Source organism: Klebsiella sp. JN_Kp121, from assembly GCF_040062145.1.
GTDB lineage: Bacteria > Pseudomonadota > Gammaproteobacteria > Enterobacterales > Enterobacteriaceae > Klebsiella > Klebsiella aerogenes.
This window is the reverse complement of the sequence record NZ_JBEAHX010000002.1, coordinates 802,942-826,071: the sequence shown is the minus strand read 5'-3', so window position 1 is coordinate 826,071 and position 23,130 is coordinate 802,942. Positions and strand designations below refer to the sequence as shown.

23 protein-coding genes are annotated in these 23,130 nt (G+C 53.8%); 1 reads left to right on the top strand and 22 read right to left on the bottom strand.

The genetic code is table 11. The features are described 5' to 3' along the window. Positions 1-2: 2 nt before the first annotated feature. From tssE to ABLU86_RS06450, 22 genes are all read right to left on the bottom strand, one after another. On the bottom strand, positions 3-566 hold the full coding sequence (gene tssE, locus ABLU86_RS06555; protein ID WP_015366570.1) for a type VI secretion system baseplate subunit TssE: 564 nt from the start codon (positions 564-566) through the stop codon (positions 3-5). Next, positions 563-1,357 carry a type VI secretion system accessory protein TagJ gene (locus tag ABLU86_RS06550; protein WP_015366569.1) on the bottom strand — a complete coding sequence of 265 codons (795 nt, stop codon included), beginning with the start codon at positions 1,355-1,357 and terminating at the stop codon, positions 563-565. The genes tssE and ABLU86_RS06550 overlap by 4 nt, the downstream gene beginning before the upstream one ends. A gap of 9 nt (positions 1,358-1,366) precedes the next feature. Beyond that, on the bottom strand, positions 1,367-2,350 hold the full coding sequence (locus tag ABLU86_RS06545) for a hypothetical protein (RefSeq protein WP_047076424.1): 984 nt from the start codon (positions 2,348-2,350) through the stop codon (positions 1,367-1,369). Between the two features lie 21 nt (positions 2,351-2,371). Then, entirely contained in the window at positions 2,372-3,166 is a 795-nt protein-coding gene (locus tag ABLU86_RS06540) for a protein phosphatase 2C domain-containing protein (RefSeq protein WP_015705455.1), read from the bottom strand. Next, on the bottom strand, positions 3,166-4,893 hold the full coding sequence (tagH, locus tag ABLU86_RS06535) for a type VI secretion system-associated FHA domain protein TagH (RefSeq protein WP_348796004.1): 1,728 nt from the start codon (positions 4,891-4,893) through the stop codon (positions 3,166-3,168). Before tagH ends, ABLU86_RS06540 begins: the two co-directional genes overlap by 1 nt. Positions 4,894-5,012: 119 nt before the next feature. Next, positions 5,013-5,435 carry a hypothetical protein gene (locus ABLU86_RS06530; RefSeq protein WP_015705457.1) on the bottom strand — a complete coding sequence of 141 codons (423 nt, stop codon included), beginning with the start codon at positions 5,433-5,435 and terminating at the stop codon, positions 5,013-5,015. Beyond that, a complete protein-coding gene (locus ABLU86_RS06525) occupies positions 5,417-5,821 on the bottom strand; it encodes a hypothetical protein (RefSeq protein ID WP_047042614.1) in 405 nt (134 codons plus the stop codon). Before ABLU86_RS06525 ends, ABLU86_RS06530 begins: the two co-directional genes overlap by 19 nt. A gap of 506 nt (positions 5,822-6,327) precedes the next feature. Next, positions 6,328-7,317 carry a hypothetical protein gene (locus ABLU86_RS06520; protein WP_032714530.1) on the bottom strand — a complete coding sequence of 330 codons (990 nt, stop codon included), beginning with the start codon at positions 7,315-7,317 and terminating at the stop codon, positions 6,328-6,330. A 66-nt stretch (positions 7,318-7,383) separates the two neighbouring features. Then, positions 7,384-7,866 carry a type VI secretion system tube protein Hcp gene (locus ABLU86_RS06515; RefSeq protein WP_015366565.1) on the bottom strand — a complete coding sequence of 161 codons (483 nt, stop codon included), beginning with the start codon at positions 7,864-7,866 and terminating at the stop codon, positions 7,384-7,386. Between the two features lie 179 nt (positions 7,867-8,045). Further along, positions 8,046-8,456, bottom strand: a complete 411-nt coding sequence (locus ABLU86_RS06510) for a T6SS amidase immunity protein Tai4 family protein (RefSeq protein WP_032714531.1) — start codon at positions 8,454-8,456, stop codon at positions 8,046-8,048. 28 nt (positions 8,457-8,484) lie between these two features. Beyond that, positions 8,485-8,979 (bottom strand): T6SS effector amidase Tae4 family protein, encoded by a 495-nt coding sequence (locus tag ABLU86_RS06505; protein WP_015366562.1) that lies wholly within the window; start codon positions 8,977-8,979, stop codon positions 8,485-8,487. After that, positions 8,976-9,374 (bottom strand): Rap1a/Tai family immunity protein, encoded by a 399-nt coding sequence (locus ABLU86_RS06500; RefSeq protein ID WP_224404338.1) that lies wholly within the window; start codon positions 9,372-9,374, stop codon positions 8,976-8,978. Before ABLU86_RS06500 ends, ABLU86_RS06505 begins: the two co-directional genes overlap by 4 nt. A gap of 59 nt (positions 9,375-9,433) precedes the next feature. After that, a complete protein-coding gene (tssC, locus tag ABLU86_RS06495) occupies positions 9,434-10,933 on the bottom strand; it encodes a type VI secretion system contractile sheath large subunit (RefSeq protein ID WP_348796003.1) in 1,500 nt (499 codons plus the stop codon). A 3-nt stretch (positions 10,934-10,936) separates the two neighbouring features. Beyond that, positions 10,937-11,461 carry a type VI secretion system contractile sheath small subunit gene (gene tssB / locus ABLU86_RS06490; protein ID WP_015366559.1) on the bottom strand — a complete coding sequence of 175 codons (525 nt, stop codon included), beginning with the start codon at positions 11,459-11,461 and terminating at the stop codon, positions 10,937-10,939. Positions 11,462-11,536: 75 nt separating this feature from the next. Beyond that, positions 11,537-12,547, bottom strand: a complete 1,011-nt coding sequence (gene tssA, locus ABLU86_RS06485; protein WP_015366558.1) for a type VI secretion system protein TssA — start codon at positions 12,545-12,547, stop codon at positions 11,537-11,539. Positions 12,548-12,558: 11 nt separating this feature from the next. Further along, positions 12,559-13,266: a type VI secretion system-associated protein TagF gene (tagF, locus tag ABLU86_RS06480; protein ID WP_015366557.1), complete on the bottom strand. Its 708-nt coding sequence runs from the start codon at positions 13,264-13,266 to the stop codon at positions 12,559-12,561. Positions 13,267-13,282: 16 nt separating this feature from the next. Next, complete coding sequence (tssM, locus tag ABLU86_RS06475) at positions 13,283-16,894, bottom strand: type VI secretion system membrane subunit TssM (protein ID WP_015366556.1); 3,612 nt, start codon at positions 16,892-16,894, stop codon at positions 13,283-13,285. Between the two features lie 2 nt (positions 16,895-16,896). Next, positions 16,897-18,123 carry a DotU family type VI secretion system protein gene (locus tag ABLU86_RS06470; RefSeq protein ID WP_161799899.1) on the bottom strand — a complete coding sequence of 409 codons (1,227 nt, stop codon included), beginning with the start codon at positions 18,121-18,123 and terminating at the stop codon, positions 16,897-16,899. A 17-nt stretch (positions 18,124-18,140) separates the two neighbouring features. Further along, the gene (gene tssK / locus ABLU86_RS06465; RefSeq protein WP_015366554.1) at positions 18,141-19,484 is read right to left on the bottom strand and encodes a type VI secretion system baseplate subunit TssK; all 1,344 of its coding nucleotides are present in this window, start codon (positions 19,482-19,484) and stop codon (positions 18,141-18,143) included. 24 nt (positions 19,485-19,508) lie between these two features. Further along, positions 19,509-20,015: a type VI secretion system lipoprotein TssJ gene (gene tssJ / locus ABLU86_RS06460; RefSeq protein ID WP_015366553.1), complete on the bottom strand. Its 507-nt coding sequence runs from the start codon at positions 20,013-20,015 to the stop codon at positions 19,509-19,511. Between the two features lie 24 nt (positions 20,016-20,039). Then, a complete protein-coding gene (locus tag ABLU86_RS06455) occupies positions 20,040-20,534 on the bottom strand; it encodes a hypothetical protein (RefSeq protein WP_015366552.1) in 495 nt (164 codons plus the stop codon). Between the two features lie 646 nt (positions 20,535-21,180). Beyond that, positions 21,181-21,495, bottom strand: coding sequence for a DUF2502 domain-containing protein (locus tag ABLU86_RS06450; RefSeq protein WP_348796002.1), 315 nt, complete (start codon positions 21,493-21,495; stop codon positions 21,181-21,183). A 279-nt stretch (positions 21,496-21,774) separates the two neighbouring features. Between ABLU86_RS06450 and ABLU86_RS06445 the strand changes: the two genes are divergently transcribed. Continuing rightward, entirely contained in the window at positions 21,775-23,058 is a 1,284-nt protein-coding gene (locus ABLU86_RS06445; RefSeq protein WP_045366329.1) for a glycoside hydrolase family 10 protein, read from the top strand. Positions 23,059-23,130 lie beyond the last annotated feature (72 nt).

The window sequence follows — 23,130 nt, the reverse complement described above, 5'->3', positions numbered from 1 at the left end:
CGTTACCCCGCGTCTTTCAATTCAAAGTGGCCATTTTCGAGATCCACATCGGTACGGAACAGAAACTCTAATGGATACGGTACGCACCACAGCCGCCCTTTAATTTCAATCGACAGGACATTATGTAAATCCAGTGACTGGGTATCAGAAATACAGCGGACCTGCAGCCCCTGCGGCAGAATGCGCGGTTCGAAGCTGATAATCGCCTCGGTAAGTTTGCGCTGAATATCCTGCCACTCAATATCCGACATCCGTTTCCCGGCCAGCGGCGCGACGCCGAAATTAACCACCGAACGGCGCACGTGCGCCAGCGCGTCCAACGCCTGCGGATCGTCATGATTGATGGTATTAAACAGCCACTGCAGATCGCGCAGCACGTGACGGCGCAGCGTACTGTGGGTGATCAGGTTGCTGTTAAGCGGCTCCGATTTTTTCTGCGGCTGATTATCGGTCAGGCGGTCGAGCAGCGACGGCTGCATCTTATCGCGGGCACCAATGGTCTCTTGTTTGCTACGCGCCTGCCAGCCGCTGCGCAGCGCGTCACCGTCGCGTACCGGTTTGTTCATGCAAAACTCACCACGTCGAGAGAGAGAATCGGGAATTCATCGTTATCGTTAAGCCACACTTTCTGCCCGTGGCCCTGATACAGCGCGCCTTCGTCGTCCAGCGGCTGCCACTCGGTGGCGCGGCCTAACTGGAAGCGTGCTTCCGCCTGCGGCGTGACAGGGTAACGCGCGGGGATCTGACACACCTGCTCGCTTCCATCGGTCAGGCGCACCAGCGCATGGCGCCACACCAGATCGGTGACGCTCGCCGGGGCCTGAAAACGAATTTCGGCGATAGCGGCGAACGGCAGCCAGCAATACCGGCCATTGACGATAAGTTCGCAAACCGGGCCCAGACGCGCGTCGCCGTCCATCAACCAGTGAAAAGCGACCGCGGGGGTATCCGTCTGATTGAGATTACCAGGATTAAGGGGCGCCTGTTCAAAGGCGGCCAGCCGCTGTCGCTGGGCGGTTTCTGAATCGGAACAAAGCGCGGAGGCCAGCGCAGACAGCCACGGCCACTGGCTGTCCGGCATCTGCGGGCGGGCGCTACCGGCAAATACCGCATCGCGCTGCTGCTCGCCCTGAATGCTCTGTTCCAGCAGGGTGACCGTTGGCTGGGCCTGCGGCTTCAGCGCCAGCCAGCTTTTTAGCTGCGCCAACGCGCGCGTCCAGTTACCGCTCAGGCATAGAAACTGAACGAACGCCGCACGTAAATCGGCATCGGCGGGACGGCTTTTGATCTCGCTTTCCAGGCGTTGCAGCGCCGCGCCGACGCTTTCGCCAGCCAGCTGTTGATATAGCGTGTTCATCGTCGCTCCTTAGTTTGCCGCGCGCCATGCGCCGACCGCCGGGTTACGCAGCAGCGGGTGCAGGCCGTCGATAAGCACAACGTTGAGTTTAATATCCGGCGCCAGCCACGGCGTCCAGACGCTACGCGCCGCCTCTATCCGCGCCTGTAGACGCGACGGATCGTTGGCCAGTTCCTGGGACATTTCGATAGCCAGCGTGCCGGTCATCTGCCAACCGTTTTGCCCGGCGACATAGGGCAGGATCATCCAGCTTTGTTGAGCGTTTTCATTGCTGACTACCATGCGTTGATTATTGACCGCGGTGATCAGAAGTTTATTGGGGTCAGCGGCGGCATTGAGACCCAGGACCGGGAAACCATGTACGAAGGTCACGGTGCTCTGCTTTTCTTTACCGTTAACGGATTGAGTGATGACGGTGCGACCGCTCAGCCAGCCGCCCTTTTCGCAACTACCGGATTCAACGGCGGGGATGAATAAGGCGGCGGCGTTTTCCTGCCAGAAGGTGCGCAGTCGACAGCCGCCCTGCAATGTGAACTCCTGCCACGGCGTGCGGTCGGCGGCGGGAGACAGTTTTTCCGCCTTCTCTTCCGGCGGCAGCCAGGCTGGCGCGACGGGCTTTTCCGCCGCCGCGGCGGTCTCGGCGGGCGCGACTTTTACCGCCCATTTTTTGTTTTTCGCCGCGCTCCCCTGGGCGATATGCCCATTGTTAGCGTCAACCAGCGTCCAGTTCAGCTGCTGTAAACGCGAACACTGATGCTCCATTAACGCGCCGACGCGCGGCAGGAAGTTATCCAGTATCTTGACGTTCTTATTGCCATTGGCGACGATGCGTAGCGCCACTTCATTAGCGCACCAGCTCTGCGCGGTATTGCCCTTGATGTTATCGATCCAGACATCCAGTTTTTGCGAAGGCGATTGCACGATACGGTAGTTTTCCGCCTGCGCGACGCCGGTGGCGGCAAATAGTGCCGCACCCAATATCCAATGTTTCATAAAAATCCTTCTTAGCCTGTCTCAATCCCGCAGGGGGAAAAATTGTGCGGCGTCGGCCAGCGAGTGCAGCAGCGTCGCCTCTTCCGGACTGCCCATCCATACCGCGACGGCGCTGTAGTTGTCCTGCGAGGCCTGGTCGCCGTCATTGTTTCTCTGAAGATACTGATTCATCAGGGTTAACCACTCCTGCGGGGTATTAACCATCTGCAGGGAGGATTTCATCTGCTCTTCGCCGACGCCGTGCCAGAAACCGTCGGTACAGAGCAAAAAGGCATCGCCGTCTTCGACCGGCACCACATCGCTATAGCTGGCTTCCGCACCGTCGCTGGCCATGCCTAACGCTCGGTACAGTAGGTTGCTGTTAATATCGTCGGTCTGATGTCCGGCATCTTTCATCTGTTGGACCAGACTGTGGTCAGTGGTGACGTGGTACAGCCAGCCGCGGCGAAACAGGTATAACCGGCTATCACCGGCGTGGGCCCAATAGGCCAGCTTATAATCGCGATCGATAAACAGGCTCACCAGAGTAGTGCCCATTCGCCGATAATCCGGCGTCGCCTGCTGTTGCTGGAGAATGGCGCCGTTGGCCTGCTGTACATACTGGCGAATGGTCTGGGCGTTCAGATGATTATCGCCGTCAAACCGATCCAGAATCGCGTTGCGCGCCAGTTCCGCCGCCACCTCGCCGCCGGGCAACCCGGCAATGCCGTCGCAGACCACAAAGCAGGCGGAGCGCTCACCCACGCATTCGCCGGTCTGATCCTGATTGCTGGCGCGCGTTCCCTGGCGGGAAAGAGAAGCCGTGGTAATGTCCATTATTCTTCCGATCCGCTCTGTGAGTCTTTGTACTGATTCACTTCCATGTCATAGGCATAGAGGAACGCTTCGCCAAACAGGGTGTGGAAATCGTCTTCAATTTCCCCGGCGGTTTCGCCGTAGGTACGGACAAAATAGTCCCATAACGCCGCTTTGCGGCTGGCCGGAAGCGCCAGGCGCGAAGTATGGCCATCGCGCTTAGCCTCTTCTTCCAGCTGCTCGGGATTAAAGGACTGCAGCATCGCGGCAATAATGGCGCGGATCCCCGAGATCATCCCTAACTGATGGGCCTGCAGGTCAATCAACGCATCGCGCACCGATTTTTTCGGCGGCATAAAGCCCGGCATCCGCGCGCCGAACATCTGCATCAGCACGGTTTTGCCCGAAGGCAACAGCTTGAACGGGTTATTGGCGTCGTCCAGTACCATGGTCATATCGGCTTTGACGCCGCGTTTGAGGATCGAACGCGAAGAGAGCAGCGCGACGGTTCCCTGCGAGAACATGCTCAGCATTTGACCAAACTGCCGCATATTCTCTTTGTCGAACTGCGGCACCGGCTGCATATCGCCGAGCCCCATGCCTTCCAGTAAGGCTTCCAGTAGCTCTCCCTGCAGCACTTCGCCGTTACCCGGCTGCGGCGTGCTGGTCGCCTGATGTTCATGACGTACGGGATCGATACGCAAGCGCCCTTTTGGCGTTTGGGCGGCTTGCCGCGCCACGGCCTGCGGTGTCGGTAAGGTTATTTCCGGCGCTTCTTCACGCGCTGCCGCGGGCGGCTCCTGCGGCGGCTGGGCCATCAATAATGGCGAATCAAAAGCGGCATCAGGCTCGTCGGCAACCGTTTTAGCAGGCTCTTCGTTGCTGAAGGCATCTACCGATGTCAGCGGCGCGCCGCCCATTAGCCCCAGCGGATCGTCATGACGCGCGGTTTTGGCGCTGGCGTCGCCGCCAAAGAGCGCCAGCGGATCCAATTCTGCCTGCGGCTCATCGGCGACAGGCTGAGCCGGTTTTTCAACTGGCGGCACCAGCGTCGTTGGCGTAACGTCGGCAAAAATACTGTCGCGATCAAATGGGGTGTCATCGGCAAACAGGTCGTCCGTCGCCACCGGCGGGCGCTCAAACAGAGGTTCACTATCAGCGAACATCGCCAGCGGATCTTCCGGATTACGTTCGGCAGGCTTCGGCTCGGCAAAGGGATTAGGCGCATTATCGGCCTGCGGCTTAGCCCGGCTGCTGGAGATGCTGTCGGCAATCGAGAATTCCTGCATCAGGCTATCCCAGATTTCTGACGGTACCGCGGTTGGCGCGGCTTCCGCCACGGTGGGCGCTGCGGAGGGCGCGGGTGTCGACGGTTTCGCAGTGACAGGCGGCTGACCGCTCGCCGCCATTCGGCTTATCGGTTGGCTATCCTGCAGCAGATCGCTGACTTCGATGCGATAGTCGTCAATGGCGAGGATATCGCCATCCTGGAGTTCAACCTGACGCCCCCGCTCCAGCGGGATCTCGTTGAGTACCACCCGCGTCACGTTGCCGCGATTGGTAATTTTGCACTCGCCGTCTGCCGCCACGTGAACGATGGCCTGCAGGCGAGAAATGGCGCGGTCGTCATCCGGCAGCACCAGGTTATTGTCCGTACCGCGCCCAATGGTACCGCCCGGCGCGTAAAAGTCACAGCTGCCCTGCGGGGGCTGATGACCGGCTTTGGTCGAAATAATCGTGAATCGCATAGCCTATTCCTGCTGATATGATTGGCGCACAAACGCTGCCGCTCTCGGAATAAGAACGGCGGCGTTTGCGGGCGAGTTATAGAGTCATTTAGAAAAAAAAGAGAAGTAAATTTAGCGAACTAATTATCGCCCAGCAAGGCCAGGATGAACATCACCGTAAATAAAAATAACATTAACCAAGTCAGGCGCTGAAAATTCTGTAGCAAGGAAATGTCATAATATTCTCTGACTAACTGACTCGCCCCAGACTTAAGCCAACCGCCCCCTTTTCTTTTTATCTTTTTCTCCTTAAGAATTGCGGCCATTAATGATGCTCGAAAACCGAAACCGGGTAACCCCAGCTTTTCATATAAATAATAATCCTGGTAATCAAGAAAACCGTTCCGCCGTAATAATTCGAAAGCGCCAGCTAATTCCTGATCGTGTTTTTTATAATAATCATGATAGATAATCAACATTACAAATACTGCAACAAACAAAAATGAAGAAATGATGAGGTGATAACTAACAATAGACATTTTAGTTAACGCATAAGCGTCCATACCAGAAGCACTAAGAACTCAATAGCCATTATAGTAACGCATTTATAATAATTACGAATCCAGTCGAGTTCGAAGTTTGCGATGCAACGCTGACCTTCCCTGGCATCCAGTATTTTGGCATTACTCAATTTAACTGGCTTGCCATTATGAATTCGTGAAACCATTGCCACGCGAAAACTAAATCCCCAGAATCCTAACCTCTGCCAAAACTCATAATCTTGAGTACTAAGCAGTCCCTCTTGCACGAGTAATAGGCACATTGCTTCTACTTGCTTCGTATGGCGACGATAAAATAAAAAAGAAAAAATAATAGAGATAAAAAACACAAACAAGAAGAGTATGTAAATCATATCCATAATATAGCTTAGGGCTTTATCTGTAAACATATACCCACACTATGTGAAGCTTTGTATTTCAGTATGTGAAATTAACACTCATCAAGTGGAAATGACTAACCCGACACTAAAGCGAATTGAGAAAAACTATTCAATATAACTTATAAAAATTAGACCAATCACAATCCATAAAGTGAAAACACATGCCTGAATTATATAATACCGATGTAATTTCAACATCCAGTCAAACTCGTCATCTGGCAAATTTCGTATATATTCATAAGCTTCACTTTGCACATAACGCACATTGGTGAATTTCATTTTTACGCCTTTACGAAGACGAATAAACCAAATTATTTTTTGATAGTTTGCGAACGAACCAAAAAATGATGCATAATTTGTCACGAGGTCAAGGTCGTATCCTTTTCGTCGATATTCAGAAAGGAGATGATTGTAATCATTCTCATGTTTTTTAAAAAACCGTGAGCTAAGTAGATCCATTACCACAACAATGAGAAATAATATTACAACAAGAGTTAACAATAATAGTTCTAAATTCACAGTAATTTATCCATGATATATTCGGTAGCCCCATCAGCAATTTCACCACCAATATAACCACCTGCTGCGGCCCCAGCAATAGAGCATGCGAGTAACCCGAGACCACCAGTAGCAATGCCGAAGGTCACACATACACCAGCTCCAGCCATTGCTCCATATTTACCTCCATAAATGCCACCAGCAAGACTTGCACTAAATTGGCTATATTTTTTTACAGCTATTTTAGAGCAGCTTTGCTCTCTTCCCACGCTGCAAGCATTGTATACCTCATTAGTCGTATTAATACTGGCAAAACCAATGGCGAGCCACCCTCCAGCCTTAAGAAAGCGAGCAGCTTTTGCAGCATTATTAACATATGTCGAATAACCACGAATAGAACCAACTCCTACCGTACTCCATTCATGGACAATGGCTTTACTTGATAAACCAAGTGCATGTCTTAGATCATTGTATGGCTTTATTTTTAGCGTTAACCTGGATAACTTGTTTAATAGTACGTTTAGCTCTGAGAAAAGTCTATGTCGTTCAATGAAAAATTGCTGTCCGATTAAAACCCCTTGGGTTCTATATTGCCTTTGATAAGCCAGTTCTATTTCTTTTAATTTTCTCTCTATTTCCGTGAAATACCTTTCACCAGCATCAGAAACAATTCCAAGAGATTTATCCATAACATTAGTTAATGCTGCTATAGTACCAAAGTGCTGATTCAAAAAACCCGCTTCATCTGAGTTCAACCCAGCCATAACACCATTAACATTACACTTTGCAAGTTTTAAAGCCTGTAATTGCAATGCATTTTGATTACTCGGGTCATTAATGACCATTATTTGCCCAGGCTTTAACCACTGCGTATCACTATTAAGCTGCATAAAGTAACGGGCGGATTCACAATTGATATTATTGAATAATAAGCGAGCTTGAAAATCCAATGTTCCCGGCTGCTGTACAATACAGTAACCTGGTAATAGGTTTGATTGTCCCTTCATTTACTTAGTCCCTGGTGAATTAAACCGAACCAGAGAATACACCCCGGTTCGGTTAAAGCAATATAATTACGCTTCTTTATTTTCTTTGATATTCCAGCCGGCGCTGCTTTCTGCCCCTTTACCGCCAGCGGAAGTCTGCTCCCAGTACTGCTGTTTCACTTTCGCCGCCTGGAAGGCATAGGTTACGCCAACGGTGTCGCCGTTATCGGCGCCGGTGTACTGCACGGAAGTCACCAGTACATCTTCGAGGGTGATTCGCGCATATTCAACCTGCTGACCACCGGCTTTGCAGACCGAAAGTTCAACTTTGGTCAGGTGCTTGCCGCTGGAGCAGTGCTTCAGAATCGCGGTGGTGGATTTGTCGATCAGCGCATTTACGTGCAGGTCGTTGAAATTCACTTTACCCGCACCGCCACCGCCGCCCACGCTCATATTACCCGGCTGGGATGCGCCCCAGGAAAAAGAGGTAATATCAGTCCAACCGGTGTGATTAGAATCTTTTGATTCACCAGTTACACCCTCGACCTTCAGAAACATATCAATAGCCATAATATCTACTCTTCGTTAATGAAAATTATTGCTTTCGAAAAAGCACTTATATGGCAAACAGGAAAGCATGGGGCTGAATAAAACCATCCATATTTTACCTCTGCCTCAGAGCAACAGGCTTAAGCCCATTGCTGGTCTTAACACTCATGCTGTGAAATAGCAGGAATGCAAAGTTGAAATTAATGCGGGTTATCCTGACTCCATGTTTTATTAGGATCACCGATGATTATCTGGGAAGTTAATTTATCCAGTTCCGTACTATGATAAAGGCGCAAACAATTCAAAGTGACGCCCTGAATTGCGGGTTGTCTTTCGGAATGAAAGCCATTGGTGGCACTTTTGTATTGAGCAATAATGGCGTTAATTTTGTCATTACCGTTTTCAATATCGAAAGGCACCCACTCCAGCAACGCATTGCTACTGCGCGCAGCATCTACAGAAAACTGACTTTTATCATCGGCGACCTGCGCCAGACAGCGGGATAAAACCACGTCTTTAACAACCTGCTTATAAGGTAGCAATACCGGGTCGTCCCCGGCATAAGCCGACGCACTGCTAGCAAGCAGCAGACTGATAATGATTCTGTTCATAGCAACTCCCAAAAATTGGCTTTGGTTGCTACCTCAATTCCCAAAACCATATTTCTTTGCAGTCGGTGTAGCAATCAGAGTTGCATTGCATCATGTTGTCGCCAAGGGGTTCCAGTAGATCTATATGTCCACCGTTATAGTTGGTTATTCTATTAAAGAAGATAACGCCTTTGCGATTACGCAAACTCTCTGCTGCCTGACGTATCTCCTGATAAATCTCAGCTTTCCCAAACAGGTTATTTTTATACAGTTGGTCGGCCAATAGCTTGGCGCCCGGTTCAATCTTTTTACCCTTGTAAGCGCCTGCTTTTATGGGTAAACGCCCGCTAAAGCTCACATTGCATTTCAGCAGTGCGAGGCTCATACGTACCGCACAGGTATTCATATAACCAGGATTTGATTTAATGAGCGCACTGGCGTCATAGCCAATCTCATTAAATAGCGTTTCACGAGGTACATAGCCTGGGCGTGATTCATTCGCCGAATAATGTTGCATTTTGAGCTGTGCATAAAGAGGTCTCATGACGTCGCTCCCTGTTTGCAAGGCAACTCCTTCGCCAACGCTTCGGTAATCAGCATCGCCGCAGGCTGTTTTTTACGCTCGTCGGGCAGCTTTTTGAAATAGCTGTAGACGCTTTCTCGAAGCGATCCCGGCAGTGCCTGCTGATAACCGCACCAGGCTTTACCTTCTGTTGCATCCATCACGCCAAGCAGATACATATTGGCCTTTAACTGCTGCTGGGTATTGTCTTGCGCCAGCCAGGCCTTGAGAAACTTTTCGCCGCTCAACCGCACATCATTACGTGATAGTTGATTGGGATCGCGCAGTAAATTTGCGGAATCATCAGCCGCCTGGACGACAGTAAATGGCGTCAGCACCGTGAGCAGTCCCAGCGTGCAGAGTGGTAATAATTTCATTTCTTTACCTTCTTCCATGGCGTTGTACCTGCCGGGAGTCGCCTCCCGGCGGCATCATATTACGCTTCCTTGGTCTTCAGCGACGGCAGCTTGGAAACCAGACGCAGCGACACGGTAAGCCCTTCCAGCTGGTAGTGCGGACGCAGGAAGAACTTCGCGGTGTAGTAACCCGGGTTGTCTTCGATCTCCGCTACCTGTACTTCAGCGGCCGCCAGCGGTTTGCGCGCTTTGGTCTCCTGCGACGAGTTAGCCGGATCGCCATCGACATAGTTCATCACCCAGTCGTTCAGCCAGCGTTCCATATCATCGCGCTCGCGGAAGGAGCCGATTTTGTCGCGCACAATGCACTTCAGGTAGTGAGCAAAACGGCAGCAGGCGAACAAGTACGGCAGACGCGCAGCCAGACGGGCGTTAGCCGTGGCGTCGGCATCATGATATTCCGCCGGTTTCTGCAACGACTGCGCGCCGATAAAGGCGGCAAAGTCGGAGTTTTTGCGATGGATCAGCGGCATAAAGCCGTTTTTCGCCAGCTCCGCTTCGCGGCGATCGCTGATGGCGATCTCGGTCGGGCACTTCATGTCCACGCCGCCATCGTCGCTCGGGAAGGTGTGGCAAGGCAGATTTTCCACCGCGCCGCCGGATTCCACGCCGCGAATGGAGGTGCACCAGCCAAACTCTTTGAACGAGCGGTTAATGTTCGCCGCCATCGCATACGCCGAGTTGGCCCACGCATAATTGTTGTGATCCGCGCCGTCGGTCTGCTCTTCAAAATCAAAACTGTCCACCGGGTTGGTTCGAATACCGTACGGCAGGCGCGACAGGAAGCGCGGCATCACCAGCCCCAGATAACGCGCGTCTTCCGACTCGCGCAGCGAACGCCAGGCGGCGTATTCGGTATTCTGGAAGATTTTGGTGAGGTCGCGCGGATTCGCCAGCTCCTGCCAGGACTCCATCTGCATCACTTCCGGTGCGGTACCGGTAATAAACGGACAATGCGCAGCCGATCCGATTCGCGCCATTTCGCCCAGTAATTCCACATCCTGCGGACTATGGTCGAAATAGTAATCGCCAACGATGCAGCCGAATGGCTCGCCGCCAAACTGGCCGTACTCCTGCTCATAAATTTTCTTAAAGATCGGGCTCTGGTCCCAGCCCACCCCTTTGTAACGTTTCAGAGTGCGCCCCAGCTCATGCTTGGAGATGCTCATAAAGCGGATTTTCAGCATCTCGTCGGTTTCGCTGTTGTTGACCAGGTAGCTCAGGCCGCGCCATGCGCTTTCCAGTTTCTGGAACTCGTCATGATGCAGGATCTGATTCACCTGACGCGACAGTTGCTCGTCGATACCGGCAATCAGGTTCTGGATGGTGCGATAGGTGTCGTTGGAAAACGTGACGGTGTTTTCCAGCGCCTGCTGCGCGAGGGTTTTTACCGCGCTCTCAACGGCGGAACGCGCCTGGTCGGTTTTCGGGCGAAACTCTTTGTTCAGCAGCACGCTGAATTCATCCTGGCTAAAGGCCTGGCTGGACTGCTGCTCATGTTGTTGAGTCGGGTTGCTCATCGATTACTCCTCGCTACCTTTCGCACTGTCATCTTGTTTCGGCATCTGGCTCAACGATTTGAGCAGCGTCGGATCCTGCAAAATTTTGGCAATCAGCTCTTCCGCGCCGTTTTTGCCGTCCATATAGGTGAGCAGATTCGAAAGCTGGGTACGGGCTTCCAGCAGTTTGTTCAGCGGCTCCACTTTGCGGGCCACGGCATCCGGCAGGAAGTCGTCCATGCTGTCGAAGGTTAAGTCGACGTTCAGTTTGCCTTCGTTGGTCAGCGTATTGTCGACCTGGAAAGCGACGCGCGGTTTCAGCGCTTTCATACGTTCGTCGAAGTTATCAATGTCGATATCGAGGAACTTACGTTCATCGACCGCGGGTTGGTTGTCGACCGGTTTACCCACCAGATCCGCCATTACCCCCATTACAAACGGAAGCTGGATTTTGCGTTCCGCACCATAAATCTCTACGTCGTACTCGATCTGTACGCGGGGCGCACGGTTGCGTGCGATAAATTTCTGCCCACTTTTACTTATTGCCATGATGTTCTCCATCGAAGATGCGCGGTAAAGGTTGAGCGCCAGACCTTATGCCTGTCGCCATAATGTCCGGACGCGTCAGTCGCGACGTCCAAAAATGTTTTCCAGTTGATGAACGCCGTCCGGCGCTAAATCGCGGATGATGTCCATAAAATCCAGCTCAATCAGCCGCTGTACCCGTTCAATCATCAGCGGCGCAGGGTGACTCGGTTCGTGCTGGGCGAAGTACTGTTTTACTTTTTCCAGCATTTGCTGCGCCTCGGCGCGGCTGCTGATTTGCGCGCTGCGCCAGTCAACGGCTGACGGCGCATGCGCGTCGGGAATCGCTTGATGTTCACTCACGGCACTCTCCTCGCGGGACGCGTGAAAGGACGAAATATCGGTTATCTGGCAGGCGCCGGCGACGATACCGACGGTCTTCTGCAGTTGTTCCATTTCCGGCACGCCGCTTTCACCCAGACAATCGCATAATATTTCGCGGATGGTCTGCAAGCGCTGGTGAATGGCGAGGATGGCGTCTATCCCCGGCTGTCCGCCGCGGGCCAGTTCATCAATCAATCGCGAACGGCCGCCGGGATAATCCGCGCATTCGGTTTTACTGCCATCGAGCAGCGCCTGCGCATCGCGCAGCAGCAGTTCATCGCCATTACTGCGTAACAGCACGGCATTGCGTAACGCGCTGGTCAGCGCTGATTTATCGCTTAGCCCCGCGAGCGCATTGATGCGGTAAAACGGATCAGTTTCGCCATACTCTTCCAGCAGCGGATAGATAGGCTGCCAGTAAAGCGACAGCGCCTGTTGCACCAGCAGCAGGCCATCCGCGTAACCACTCAGGCCGCGGCGTTTTGTCCACGCCTGAGTCAGCGCCAGCATGACGCGTAAATCTTTGGTGCGGCTAAGTAGCCCAGCCGCCAGCTTTTCTACCGTCGTCCAGTCAGCGGGTTCCGCCGGGATAATGGTGTCGCCGAACTGCTGCTCGGCTTTACCCTGCATCGCTTGTTCCATTGCCTGGAAATCGGCGTCATATTCGAGGTTTTCACCGCAGGGCTGCTCCGCGCTAACCGGAGCAAGGAATTCATCAATATTCATGGCCTACCTGCTTATTCAAACATCGGCGGATACAGACCGTGACGGCCCGGTCTCGCGCCCCCGGCGGGATCAAACAGCAGCGTGAACAGCTGGCCGGTCAAATTACCGCTATGGACGTGGGTATAGAGCGGATAACCATCGGCGCGGTTGGTCCACCAAAAACTGGTCTGACGCTGCGGATCAAAACAGTCCGCCGCCTGCTGCCAGCCAAGGGAGCTTTGCCCATCTTGCTGATAGCCAATCACGTCGAGTATTTCCGAACGCTTTTCCGCCTCTACCAGCTTTGGCGCCGGAATGGCGAGTAGCGCCTGGTCAAGTTGTTCAGCGGAAAAGCCATTACGTACCGCATGCAGCAGCGTTCTGCCCACCTGCTGATACCACTCTCCGGCCTGAGTGAGGATTGAAGGCGACCACTCCAGCGGGTTGAAGGCCATTTGCGCGCAGATGGGATACTGGCGGCCTACCCGATCGCGTCCGGGGATCAGACACCCCATCTGTACCATCTGGCCGCTCAACATCGGCGGGACGATAAAATTCCACACCGGCGCGTTGCTGAACTGGCGTTCGCCGCTACGCTGTTGCTCCTGTTGCCAGGCCAACAGCCCCACCTGAAACCATTGCGACCACTGGCGAACCAGCATGTCCGGAAATCGACGTTGTAAAAAATCGCCGGTACTGGGGAGTTTCCCGTACCAGCTCATCGCAGGGGCGTGAGTCATTCGGCTTTCCTTGCGGTTATGGACATGAGAAACGGGGAAGCTGGAACGGATTGCGAATACTGTTCGGCGCAAACTCCAGCGTGACCTGATAACCATCGACGTTAAACGTTGCCTGACGGCTCAAACTGCTGCTGCCGGGCGCGGTGCGCGCTTTATCAAAAAAGCGGTTCAGCGCCCATGAGCCGCTGGTCACCAGCGTCGAGGTGGTACCATCGGCCAGACCGAGTTGCATACGCACCTGATTGGTGCCGCCCGGCCCTGGCCAGCTCATCATTTGCACCGCCTGCGGACCGTGGCTGTAGCGCAACTGCTGGCCATCAACATCCAGCGTCAGGTTGAGGATCCGGTTGTCCATGCTGATGGTGCGCACCGTCACTTTAAATGACGGCGTGGTCGCGCCATTGGCAAAGAACGCGTCGCGGATCGATTGCGCCTGCTGGAAAGGCCTTAATAACCCTTCACTACCCGGCAACGTTTTGCCATCGATGCCGGGCATAAAACGCCAGCTTGATTGCGTGGTATCGACTTTATTGGTCAGGTTGTCACGGAAGAAGGTATCCATCATGCCGGTACCCGGCGCGAACATACGCGCCAGATCGTCCGGCGTGACTTCGCTTCTGGCGCTGCGAACCAGCGGATAGCGCCCGGCGATAGCCTGGCGGCAGAATCCGCCGACTTCCACGTTAATCCGTTTACGTACGTTATCGAGATCGCGGCGCTGGGTATCACTGCTGGCGCCGACCGCCATTTTGCTGAACATGGTTTGCAGGCCGCCCGGTAAACGCCCGGCGCTGGCCTGCAGACGGCTAATCGCATCGCCGCCCGGCGGTTGCATACCGCTGTTGGCGGCATCCTGTACCGCGGTCAAGTATCGATAAAGTTCGTCGATCTGTTTGAGGAAGTCGTCAAACACAATCGTTTTGCCGCCCTTTTCCAACGGCTGCGCCAGCTCGATCAGCGGCGCGTAGTGTTCGGTTACCAGCTGTTCCGGCGTCTGGCTAAGCGCCGCGCCCTGGGTTGCGCCGCCCTCATCATGGCGAAAAAGCGCTTCCAGCGTTCGGGTCGCACGGTTGCCCTGCTCGGCTGAACTTTCGCTTTTAACCGTATCCGGCTCGGCGCGCGCCAGGTTCAGCACCTGGCTCAGGCTGATAACCAGCCGGCGCAGCGGCGAGTTACTGGCGGAAAGCAGGCGCGCGGTGTTGATCCGCGATGACAGATCGGCGCTATTGTTGAGCTGAATATCGGCGAGGAAGCGATCCCAGTTGGCGATAAAATCACGCATATAGAGCTGGCGGACGGCGTTATCGGTTTGCTGCTTATCTTCCGACGCGCTGGCGGCGCCCAGCACCCAGATATCATCTTCATGCAGCGCGCTGGTCACGTTATCGATCTGTTTATTGAACACCTGCCAGTAGCCATCTGGCGTGTACAGCCCTGGCACGCCTTCTGCGATCGGTGTACCGCTTTTACGCGAGAACACCAGTTCGCTCTGCGGCCCGCCGAGCGTCGCCAGCGAGACCGCTTTCAGATTGTCGTCATGCTCAAGCAGACGTTTCAGCCGACCATACACTCTTGAGGAGAGCGGTTGCTGGTTAATCAACGCCCGTTCGCGGGCGATCAGCGCATCGTCTTTGGCATACGGCGAGGACTGGATTTGCGGTTCCAGTAGCTGGACCAGATGCCCTTCCAGCTGTCGTAGCTGCGCCTGCGTCACGTTTTGCGGCAGGTTACGCTGCAGGTTAAGCATCACCCAGGAGAGTAAAAACTTGCCGTCATACTGCTTGGGCTGATAGAGCATTTGATAGGCTTTCAACGCCTCGTAGCTATATTCGGCGTCACTGCCATTATCGTTGCGCAACCAGGTAGTGATACGCATGGCGACATCCGGTAGCAGCATTTGCTGCAGCGCTTTTTGATACAGCGTCTGCGAGGCGTCGCTGACATCATTTCCGCGATAGAGCCCCATCCGGCGGCTAACCGGCGGGTCGTTGACGTCAAAATCGGCGCTCTTCGGCAATTCCAGCAGGCCGTTGAGTAGCGGCAGCATGGCGAACAGATCGCGCTGCTCGGGGTTTTGCAGCGCTTTGCTCTGCTGCTCAACCTGCGGCACCTTCGCCGAGACTTCTTGCAGGTAGGCCTTGTTTTTGCCGTAGCTGGTCAGCCACAGTACGCATGAAATGATTAACAGCGCCGCGAGCGCCGCATAGCCTGACCAGATCGCCGCGCGGTTACGCAGTTCCCACCAGCGGTTCTGCCCGGCGATGCCGGCTTCCTGGAAAATCACGTTTTGCAGCAGGTTTTTAATGAAATAACTCTGGCCCTTGGCGCCGGGGATCGGCGCTTCTTTACTGACCGAGTCCCAGTTGTCGTTTTCATTTCCCTGCGGCAAAGACAGCGCGCGATTGAGTTCGCCCATCACGCGGTCGAACGGTAACCCTTCCTGGGTGCCGCTGGCGAAATAAATACCGCGCGGTGAAAACTCGGTTTCAAAGTTAGAGCGGGCAAAAACGGTACTAAGATAGTCCGCTAACAGCGGTCGCAACGCCGCAAACTCTTGCGGGAACAGCCAGGCTTCGGCGCGGGTTTTGGCATCATGCTCTTGCAGCATCGTATCCGGTAGCCCGGCTTCTAGCCGTTGTTGCAGTAACGCAAACTCCTGGGTAAAACGGCCCATCAGATCGAAGTCGGCAAGGCTTGCCTGTTCCCACGGGAAAGTGAAGCCCCAGATTTGATCGCGCTGCGCCTTGTCGTAACCGGCAAACCAGGCGCGGAAGCCTTTAAGCAGATCGGCCTTCGTCACCAGTACGTATACCGGGAAACGAATACCCAATTGTTCATGTAGTTCAGAGAGACGCTGGCGCAGATTAACCGCCTGCTGCCGCGAGGCCTCCGTCGATTGTGTTAACAGATCGGAGATACTTACCGTGACGATAACGCCGTTAATCGGCTGGCGGCGGCGGTATTTACGCAATAACCCCATAAACTTCAGCCACTCGCTGGCGTCCTGCGCCTGCTCGCTCTCCTGGGTGGTATAGCGCCCGGCGGTGTCCAGCAGCACGGCTTCGTTGGTAAACCACCAGTCACAGTTGCGCGTGCCGCCGATGCCGCGTAACGCCGTTTTACCGAAGCGGTCGGCTAGCGGAAACTGCAGCCCGGAGTTGGCTAAGGCGGTGGTTTTACCGGAGCCAGATGCGCCAATAATCACATACCACGGCAGCTGATACAGATAGTGGGTGCTAAACCGCTGGGTCCACTGACCATTACCGGTTTTGCTGAAGTGCGCTTTTTTCAACATTTGCGCGGCTTCATCAAAGCGATCGGCGAGGATCTGGTCTTCGCTATTGAGGCGCTGCTGCGGATCGTTGCCCTTCGGTGTTTCTTCCTTCAGGTTATCCATCAGCTTGCGGTTGAGCCAGGCGTTGTACAGACGCGGCAGAATGTGGCTTTGCGCCCAGATGAGGTACACCAGCGCAATAGATATAACGCGGTTTTGTTCCGATTCCAGCGGCCTGGTATCGACAATCGACAATAGCGGGCCAATCATCCAGATGACGGCCGCCACCGCCGTGGCGCCGAGAAAACCCCACAGCAGCCGGTTGGTCAGTATGGAAAGCAGAAGTGTCAGCATCCTTAATTTCCTTGGGGCAATCCGTTCAGCTCAGCCCGGGTATTATCGGGCGACACCAGCAGAGTAATTTCCACACGGCGGTTACGGGCACGGTTCTCAGGAGTGGTATTCGGCGCGATGGGGTTCATTTCCCCTCGCCCTTCGGCTTTTACGCGTTCGGGCTGCGTCAGATGATTTTGCAGTTGTTTTTGTACCGAACGCGCGCGTTCCAGGGACAGCTCGTAGTTCGAGGCAAAGCGCGCGCTGCGGATAGGCACGTTATCGCTATAGCCGACCACCAGAATGCGGCCACTGACGTTGTTCATCGCTTGCGCAATACGGTCAATTACCGGGTCGTAGCGATCGCGCACCACCGTTGAGGCCGAAGCAAAGAGCCCGTCGCCTTTGAGGATCACCACGCTGCGGTCCGCTTCGTCACGGACCGCAACCAGCCCTTCGGCAATTTCCGGGCGCAGAAAACCTCGCAGGTTAAGTACCGCCGGCAATTTTTCCGCCGGCTGAGCAATCGACGCTTCCGGCAACGGCGTCTGGTAAATTTTCGCCAATACCGGGTTGGTGGCATCGCCAAGCCGCCAGTTAAGAATGATATAGAACAGACAGGCGGCGAACCCCGCCAGCGCGACGCAGGCCCACAGCGGCACCACCGGACGCCACAGTTTACGCAGCACCGGGCGATCCTCGCCGTGAACCGATAACGGCGGCGCGTAACCGCCGCGTACGCCGCAAATCATCTGCCACAGGCGCTGCTTGATGGTTTCCAACTGCGTGCGGCCGTTATCCATTACCCGGTAACGCCCTTCAAAGCCGAGCAATAAGCAGTAGTTGATCAGTTCCAACAGATTGATGTGTTCACGCGGATTCTGCGACAGGCGCGCAAGCAGCTGGAAGAACTTCTCCCCGCCCCAGGTTTCGTTATGAAAGGTCACTAAAAGACCGCTGCCCGACCAGACGCCGCTACTCCCCCATGGCGTCAAGGCCGCCGCCTCGTCCAGTGCGGTACACAGGCAGTAACGGGCGCCGACTATCACTTCGTAGGGTAACCCCGCCTGCTGACCGCGCACTTCAAAACGGCGGATTTCATCAATCAAACGCTGGCGCAAACCGGCCTGGTCATCGTGCGATACCGAATGACGGATCTGGGGGATCGCATTTAGCAATGGGTTGGCGGCCGTCACCAGGGGATTATTGCCGCTTACGCCATGGCTGGCAGCGGCCTGTTGTTCCTGCATCATCAACGCTCGCTTTCTTATTCCGACGGGCTACGGATAGCCCAAAATTCCATATCCAGGCCGGGGAACTCGCCTGCCAGATGCAGGGCGAAGGCGCCAGATTTCTCCATGTCGTTCCACAGCTCGCCGCCCTTCTCGACTGCAAAGTAGTTGTAACCGGCATGCCACGGAATTTGCGGCGGCGCGGCGGGCATAGCGCGCAGAATTAAACCCGGAAGCTGTAGTTGCACCAGATCGCGAATTTTGCTCACCGGCGCGACTTTCATCTGCGCCGGGAAGTGCGTTTGCAGAACATCACCTGGTACGCTGGCTTTAACTGCCAATACGAATCCGAAATCACGCACCATGCTGCTCTCGGGTACCGTCGCGATGTTCAACCCATGCGATCGTTCTATCAGCGGCAGTTGGATGGCATTGTCTTCCATTACCTGTGATAACCCCTGGCGCAGCAACAGCATCAGTTTGCCGAAGCAGCTCGCGAGATCGTCATGGTCGTAAATCGGCAGCGCAGCATCCGGACCGCGCTGCGCCATCCAGGTCGTCAGCTCGGCGGCGAACGGCAGCCAGCTATTCCACAATGACTCGGGATGAACTAACGGCAGCGTTTTGAGATGTGAGAGATGGCCGAGATGGCGATTGACCAGCGCAAGTAGAGTGAACTCAATTAATTCGGAAGTATTAAAACGCCCCGGCTGTCGTAGCCGGCTGCCTATTTGCTGGCTACGCTGCGCCAGCAGACCATGCAAGTCGTTGATCATCGCGTAAATCAAAGGATGATTGATGCCGTTAAGCATCGGCGGGATATAGCCATTATCGAGTTTTACGGCGTTATCGTTGCGCTTTTCGGCGATGAACGCCACGCCGATGGCCGTCCACTCGGCGGTTAAATCCTTTTCCAGCATCAGGGTGAGCCGCGGGCGGGCAAACTGCACGGTGGCATCGCCAACCGACAGCGCATTGTCATCTTCCACATCCTGTTCAAACGCGGTAAATCGCGCCAGCGAGTCTTTTTCCTCGCTGAAGATAACCTCTTCCCGACCGCCGCGGCGTACCGGCAAGGCCAATACGACTTTTTCGCCCGTGACGTTATCCGGGATTTGCAACGGCGCCGGGCCCTGACGAGCATCGCGAAACTGGAAGAACGTCCCATCCGGCAGCAGGCCGCTGGCATAGCTCAGGGCAATGCACCCCTGACGCAGCATCGCATCATCAAGTTCAATCTCAAGAAAACCCCACAGCCAGGAGCGCTGTAATCCGCCCCATTCGCGAATTTGCGTTTGCAGGTAGCTTTCTGCCCGCTGAAAGTGATGCGGACGCAAAAACATGCCTTCGGTCCAGACCACCTTTTCTGCTTTATTCATACAAATTTCCTGTTAGGGCTCGCGCTATTGCTGCACGACGCGGATCCCGTTAACGTCAAGATATAAATTGGCTTGCAGTTGATCTGCCGACAGTTTCCAGAACTGCCAGAAAGGGGTTTCGCCAGGCGTTGGCAGAGGAAGAGAAATGCGCCACTTTTTACCATCCAGAGATTGGTATTCCGCCATCACTCCGATATAACGCGCCTCCGGCGAGCTTTGCCCGCTGAGTTTTTTTGCCAGTTGCCCCGGCATCAGGAAAAATTCATCGCTGTTCAGCAAGTTGCCGGCGAGAACTTTTTGCGCGTTATTTTGTAAGGAGTAGAAATCGGCGGACATGAATTCCGCATCGGATTTCAGCACTAACACTCTGACCTTTAATGGCGCAGAACGGTTAATTTGCGGGTGGGCCTGGAACTGAAGATTGTATCGGGCAGGGTCGCTGTGTGAAGACGAACCACATCCACTAACCAACGTAAAAAGAAACAAATAAAACGCCAGCATGACCTGGCGTAAAAGAGAGTTATTATTCATACGGTGTCGCTCGTAAAGGCGGGATTAATCCAGAATCCAGGTACCGTTATTGCCGTTTTTGCAGGCTTTGGTATTTCCGTCGACGCTCACGCAGGTCGCTTTCTTACGCGCCTTCGGGCGCTTCGACTGTTCGCGAACCGTTTTATCATACAGCTCACTTTTGACAACGGCATTGGCCGGAGCATAGCCAATTAAATTTTCCTGACCTTCATTGGCTAACGCTATCCAGCCGTCCTGTGCCTGTCCCAATGCAATATAATTAGCACCTGGAACTAATTGCACAATCACTTTGCCGCCATACCCGGCCTGGCTCATTACCGCGGCGGAATACAGCGCGCGATATTCTGCGTTAATCGGGGTAAATTCCGTTGGAGGAACAACAATATGGCGATGGGTCAAATTGACGCCGTTAACCTGCGTGGTTTCAATGGTGTCATCGGTAATTTGCGGCTTCGGCGGCGCTTCGCACCCTGCCAGTGAAACCGCAATCATAGCGGCTAAAAACACTCGCGTTTTCATATGCTTTTCCATTGCAATGCTATTATTTTCTTAAGGGTTATCCCTGCTTGAATAACAAGTCTGAATATCCTTAATCACTGTGCGTAAAAGGGTTCCAGCTGTGATATGGCCATAGCTACCGCACGAATCTTCACCGCAGTGGATCCCTTTATTACATTTCATTAACTATCACCACACAATTTTACAGATCGATCGAGTCAATTCAACACGCAATTTCGCCTCGTAGTTATGGGTGGTTAGCGTATTTAAATTTTTAGGATTAATCTCACTCACGCATTTAGCGCTGAAAGACGAACAATCGCCAAAAAAGTGTAATCCCAAAAACCATACAAAATAAAGTGCAATTTAACCATGTGATTTAAAAGATATATTTAATTATTTTGCAAATCGGATTTTTCATTCGCTGTGAATATGGAATAGTCTTAAAAAATATTTGGCGGCAAAATTGCCCACCAATCTTGGTAGGCTATTTTTATTGTCATCAGGTAATGCTTACACTGTAAAAACTCAAAGCGATATTTGACATTATTGCGGTGGGCTTCTACAGGCAGATTACGCGAAGCAACTACAACAGCGAATAATGAGTTGAATCTTAGCAAGATGAAATGCAGGAACTAAAACGGAGCCTGATGGCCCCGTTGTTGTTTTAGTGATGATGATTCTTGTGTTGTTTATAGTATTCTTTCTCACGCTTCTTCGCGTCTTTACGACCGTCGTGATAGCCCTTCTCGTAGGCTTTACGCTGTTTTTTCTCTAGCTTTCGCCAGTGCTTGTCACGATATTCATAATGACGATGCCAGTAGTCTTTGTCACGCCAACGGCCGCCATCCCAGTAATGACCGTAGGAATCCCGGTCGCCTATCTGCAGTTTAATAGCCGGTAAAAGCGTAATCTCCTCGGCCTGGGTGACGATCGGTGCGGATGCCAGCAAAACGGCGGCCAGCAATAATATTTTTCGCATCGGATTCTCCTTAGCTGTGCGTCTCGTAATATGTTGTAACACAACTGACCAGCTAATTATCCAGGTTAATTCTGCTTTTTCAGCTACCTGCTGAGAAAGGTTGTCGTTAGTTCTGCACGTTACGCGTACGGATAATAGACAAATGCGTTTTATTTTTCTTTGCATCGGAGCGCGGCTTGCCCTGGTGGGGGAATCATAAGACAATGTGATTTTTCAAGCGTCTACATGCCTACGGGAGTAATGATTATCGCTTCTCGTCGCCTCCTCTCCGTCACCTGCATGACCCGGCTCGGCGCAGTTGCTGCCGCCGTATTGCTGCTCGTGACTTGCACCAGTAAAGCGCCAAAATCGCTGGTGACCGCCAGCAATCCGCCCGTTACGCAAAAATCGGCAAAAAATCAGCAGCCAGTACGCGGCGTTTGGATCACCACGGTCTCCCGTCTCGACTGGCCCCCGGTGGGTTCAATTATCGCCAGTAGCCCGGAAAGCCGCATCAGCCAGCAGAAGCTGGCGCTGATCGCCAAACTCGACAATCTGCAACGCCTGGGCATCAATACCGTCTTCTTCCAGGTCAAACCGGACGGCACCGCGCTGTGGGATTCCCACATCTTGCCGTGGTCAGACATGCTGACCGGCAAAATTGGCGAAAATCCCGGCTACGATCCGCTGCAGTTTATGCTCGATGAAGCGCATAAACGCGGGATGAAAGTTCACGCGTGGTTCAACCCGTATCGGGTATCGGTTAATACCAAACCCGCTACCATCGCCGAGCTTAACCACACCCTGACTCAGGTCCCCGCCAGCGTATTTGTCCTCCACCGCAACTGGATACGCACCGCCAGCGATCGCTTTGTGCTCGACCCTGGGATCCCGGAAGTCCGTGACTGGATCACCAGTATCGTGGCGGAGGTGGTGCAAAACTATCCCATCGACGGCGTGCAGTTTGATGACTATTTCTATACTGAGACGCCGGGATCGACGCTGAACGATAATCAAACCTATCAGCGATATGGCCAGGGTTATGCCTCGAAAGCCGACTGGCGGCGTCACAACACCCAACAGTTGATAGCGCAGGTCTCACAGACCATCAAGAAACTCAATCCGCAGGTTGAGTTTGGTGTCAGCCCGGCGGGGGTATGGCGCAACCGCTCCCACGATCCGGCCGGTTCTGACACCCGCGGCGCGGCGGCCTATGACGAGTCCTATGCCGATACCCGCAGTTGGGTACAACAAGGGCTGTTGGATTATATCGCGCCGCAGTTGTACTGGCCGTTCGCCCGCGACGCCGCGCGCTATGATGTGCTGGCTAAGTGGTGGGCCGATGTCGTGAAACCCACTCACACCCGGCTCTATATCGGCGTGGCGCTGTATAAAGTCGGCGAACCGTCAAAAAATGAACCAGACTGGATGGTCGACGGCGGCGTGCCGGAGCTGAAAAAACAGATCGACCTCAATGAAACCACACCGGGTATTCAGGGGACGATTCTGTTTCGTGAAAACAACCTTAACCAGCCGCAAACCCAGCAGGCGGTTCAGTATCTGCAGCAGCGCTGGGGTAGCTAATTCCGGCTAATCACCCTCCCCGTTGTCGCAACGGGGAGTTTCTGTTTTCCGCATGAGAACGCGGGAAGGCAG

Bases quoted from the DNA above. Each gene is read 5' to 3' on its own strand.
- tssE (WP_015366570.1), bottom strand. From the start codon at position 566: ATGAACAAACCGGTACGCGACGGTGACGCGCTGCGCAGCGGCTGGCAG.
- ABLU86_RS06550 (WP_015366569.1), bottom strand. From the start codon at position 1,357: ATGAACACGCTATATCAACAGCTGGCTGGCGAAAGCGTCGGCGCGGCG.
- ABLU86_RS06545 (WP_047076424.1), bottom strand. From the start codon at position 2,350: ATGAAACATTGGATATTGGGTGCGGCACTATTTGCCGCCACCGGCGTC.
- ABLU86_RS06540 (WP_015705455.1), bottom strand. From the start codon at position 3,166: ATGGACATTACCACGGCTTCTCTTTCCCGCCAGGGAACGCGCGCCAGC.
- tagH (WP_348796004.1), bottom strand. From the start codon at position 4,893: ATGCGATTCACGATTATTTCGACCAAAGCCGGTCATCAGCCCCCGCAG.
- ABLU86_RS06530 (WP_015705457.1), bottom strand. From the start codon at position 5,435: ATGGACGCTTATGCGTTAACTAAAATGTCTATTGTTAGTTATCACCTC.
- ABLU86_RS06525 (WP_047042614.1), bottom strand. From the start codon at position 5,821: ATGTTTACAGATAAAGCCCTAAGCTATATTATGGATATGATTTACATA.
- ABLU86_RS06520 (WP_032714530.1), bottom strand. From the start codon at position 7,317: ATGAAGGGACAATCAAACCTATTACCAGGTTACTGTATTGTACAGCAG.
- ABLU86_RS06515 (WP_015366565.1), bottom strand. From the start codon at position 7,866: ATGGCTATTGATATGTTTCTGAAGGTCGAGGGTGTAACTGGTGAATCA.
- ABLU86_RS06510 (WP_032714531.1), bottom strand. From the start codon at position 8,456: ATGAACAGAATCATTATCAGTCTGCTGCTTGCTAGCAGTGCGTCGGCT.
- ABLU86_RS06505 (WP_015366562.1), bottom strand. From the start codon at position 8,979: ATGAGACCTCTTTATGCACAGCTCAAAATGCAACATTATTCGGCGAAT.
- ABLU86_RS06500 (WP_224404338.1), bottom strand. From the start codon at position 9,374: ATGAAATTATTACCACTCTGCACGCTGGGACTGCTCACGGTGCTGACG.
- tssC (WP_348796003.1), bottom strand. From the start codon at position 10,933: ATGAGCAACCCGACTCAACAACATGAGCAGCAGTCCAGCCAGGCCTTT.
- tssB (WP_015366559.1), bottom strand. From the start codon at position 11,461: ATGGCAATAAGTAAAAGTGGGCAGAAATTTATCGCACGCAACCGTGCG.
- tssA (WP_015366558.1), bottom strand. From the start codon at position 12,547: ATGAATATTGATGAATTCCTTGCTCCGGTTAGCGCGGAGCAGCCCTGC.
- tagF (WP_015366557.1), bottom strand. From the start codon at position 13,266: ATGACTCACGCCCCTGCGATGAGCTGGTACGGGAAACTCCCCAGTACC.
- tssM (WP_015366556.1), bottom strand. From the start codon at position 16,894: ATGCTGACACTTCTGCTTTCCATACTGACCAACCGGCTGCTGTGGGGT.
- ABLU86_RS06470 (WP_161799899.1), bottom strand. From the start codon at position 18,123: ATGCAGGAACAACAGGCCGCTGCCAGCCATGGCGTAAGCGGCAATAAT.
- tssK (WP_015366554.1), bottom strand. From the start codon at position 19,484: ATGAATAAAGCAGAAAAGGTGGTCTGGACCGAAGGCATGTTTTTGCGT.
- tssJ (WP_015366553.1), bottom strand. From the start codon at position 20,015: ATGAATAATAACTCTCTTTTACGCCAGGTCATGCTGGCGTTTTATTTG.
- ABLU86_RS06455 (WP_015366552.1), bottom strand. From the start codon at position 20,534: ATGAAAACGCGAGTGTTTTTAGCCGCTATGATTGCGGTTTCACTGGCA.
- ABLU86_RS06450 (WP_348796002.1), bottom strand. From the start codon at position 21,495: ATGCGAAAAATATTATTGCTGGCCGCCGTTTTGCTGGCATCCGCACCG.
- ABLU86_RS06445 (WP_045366329.1), top strand. From the start codon at position 21,775: ATGACCCGGCTCGGCGCAGTTGCTGCCGCCGTATTGCTGCTCGTGACT.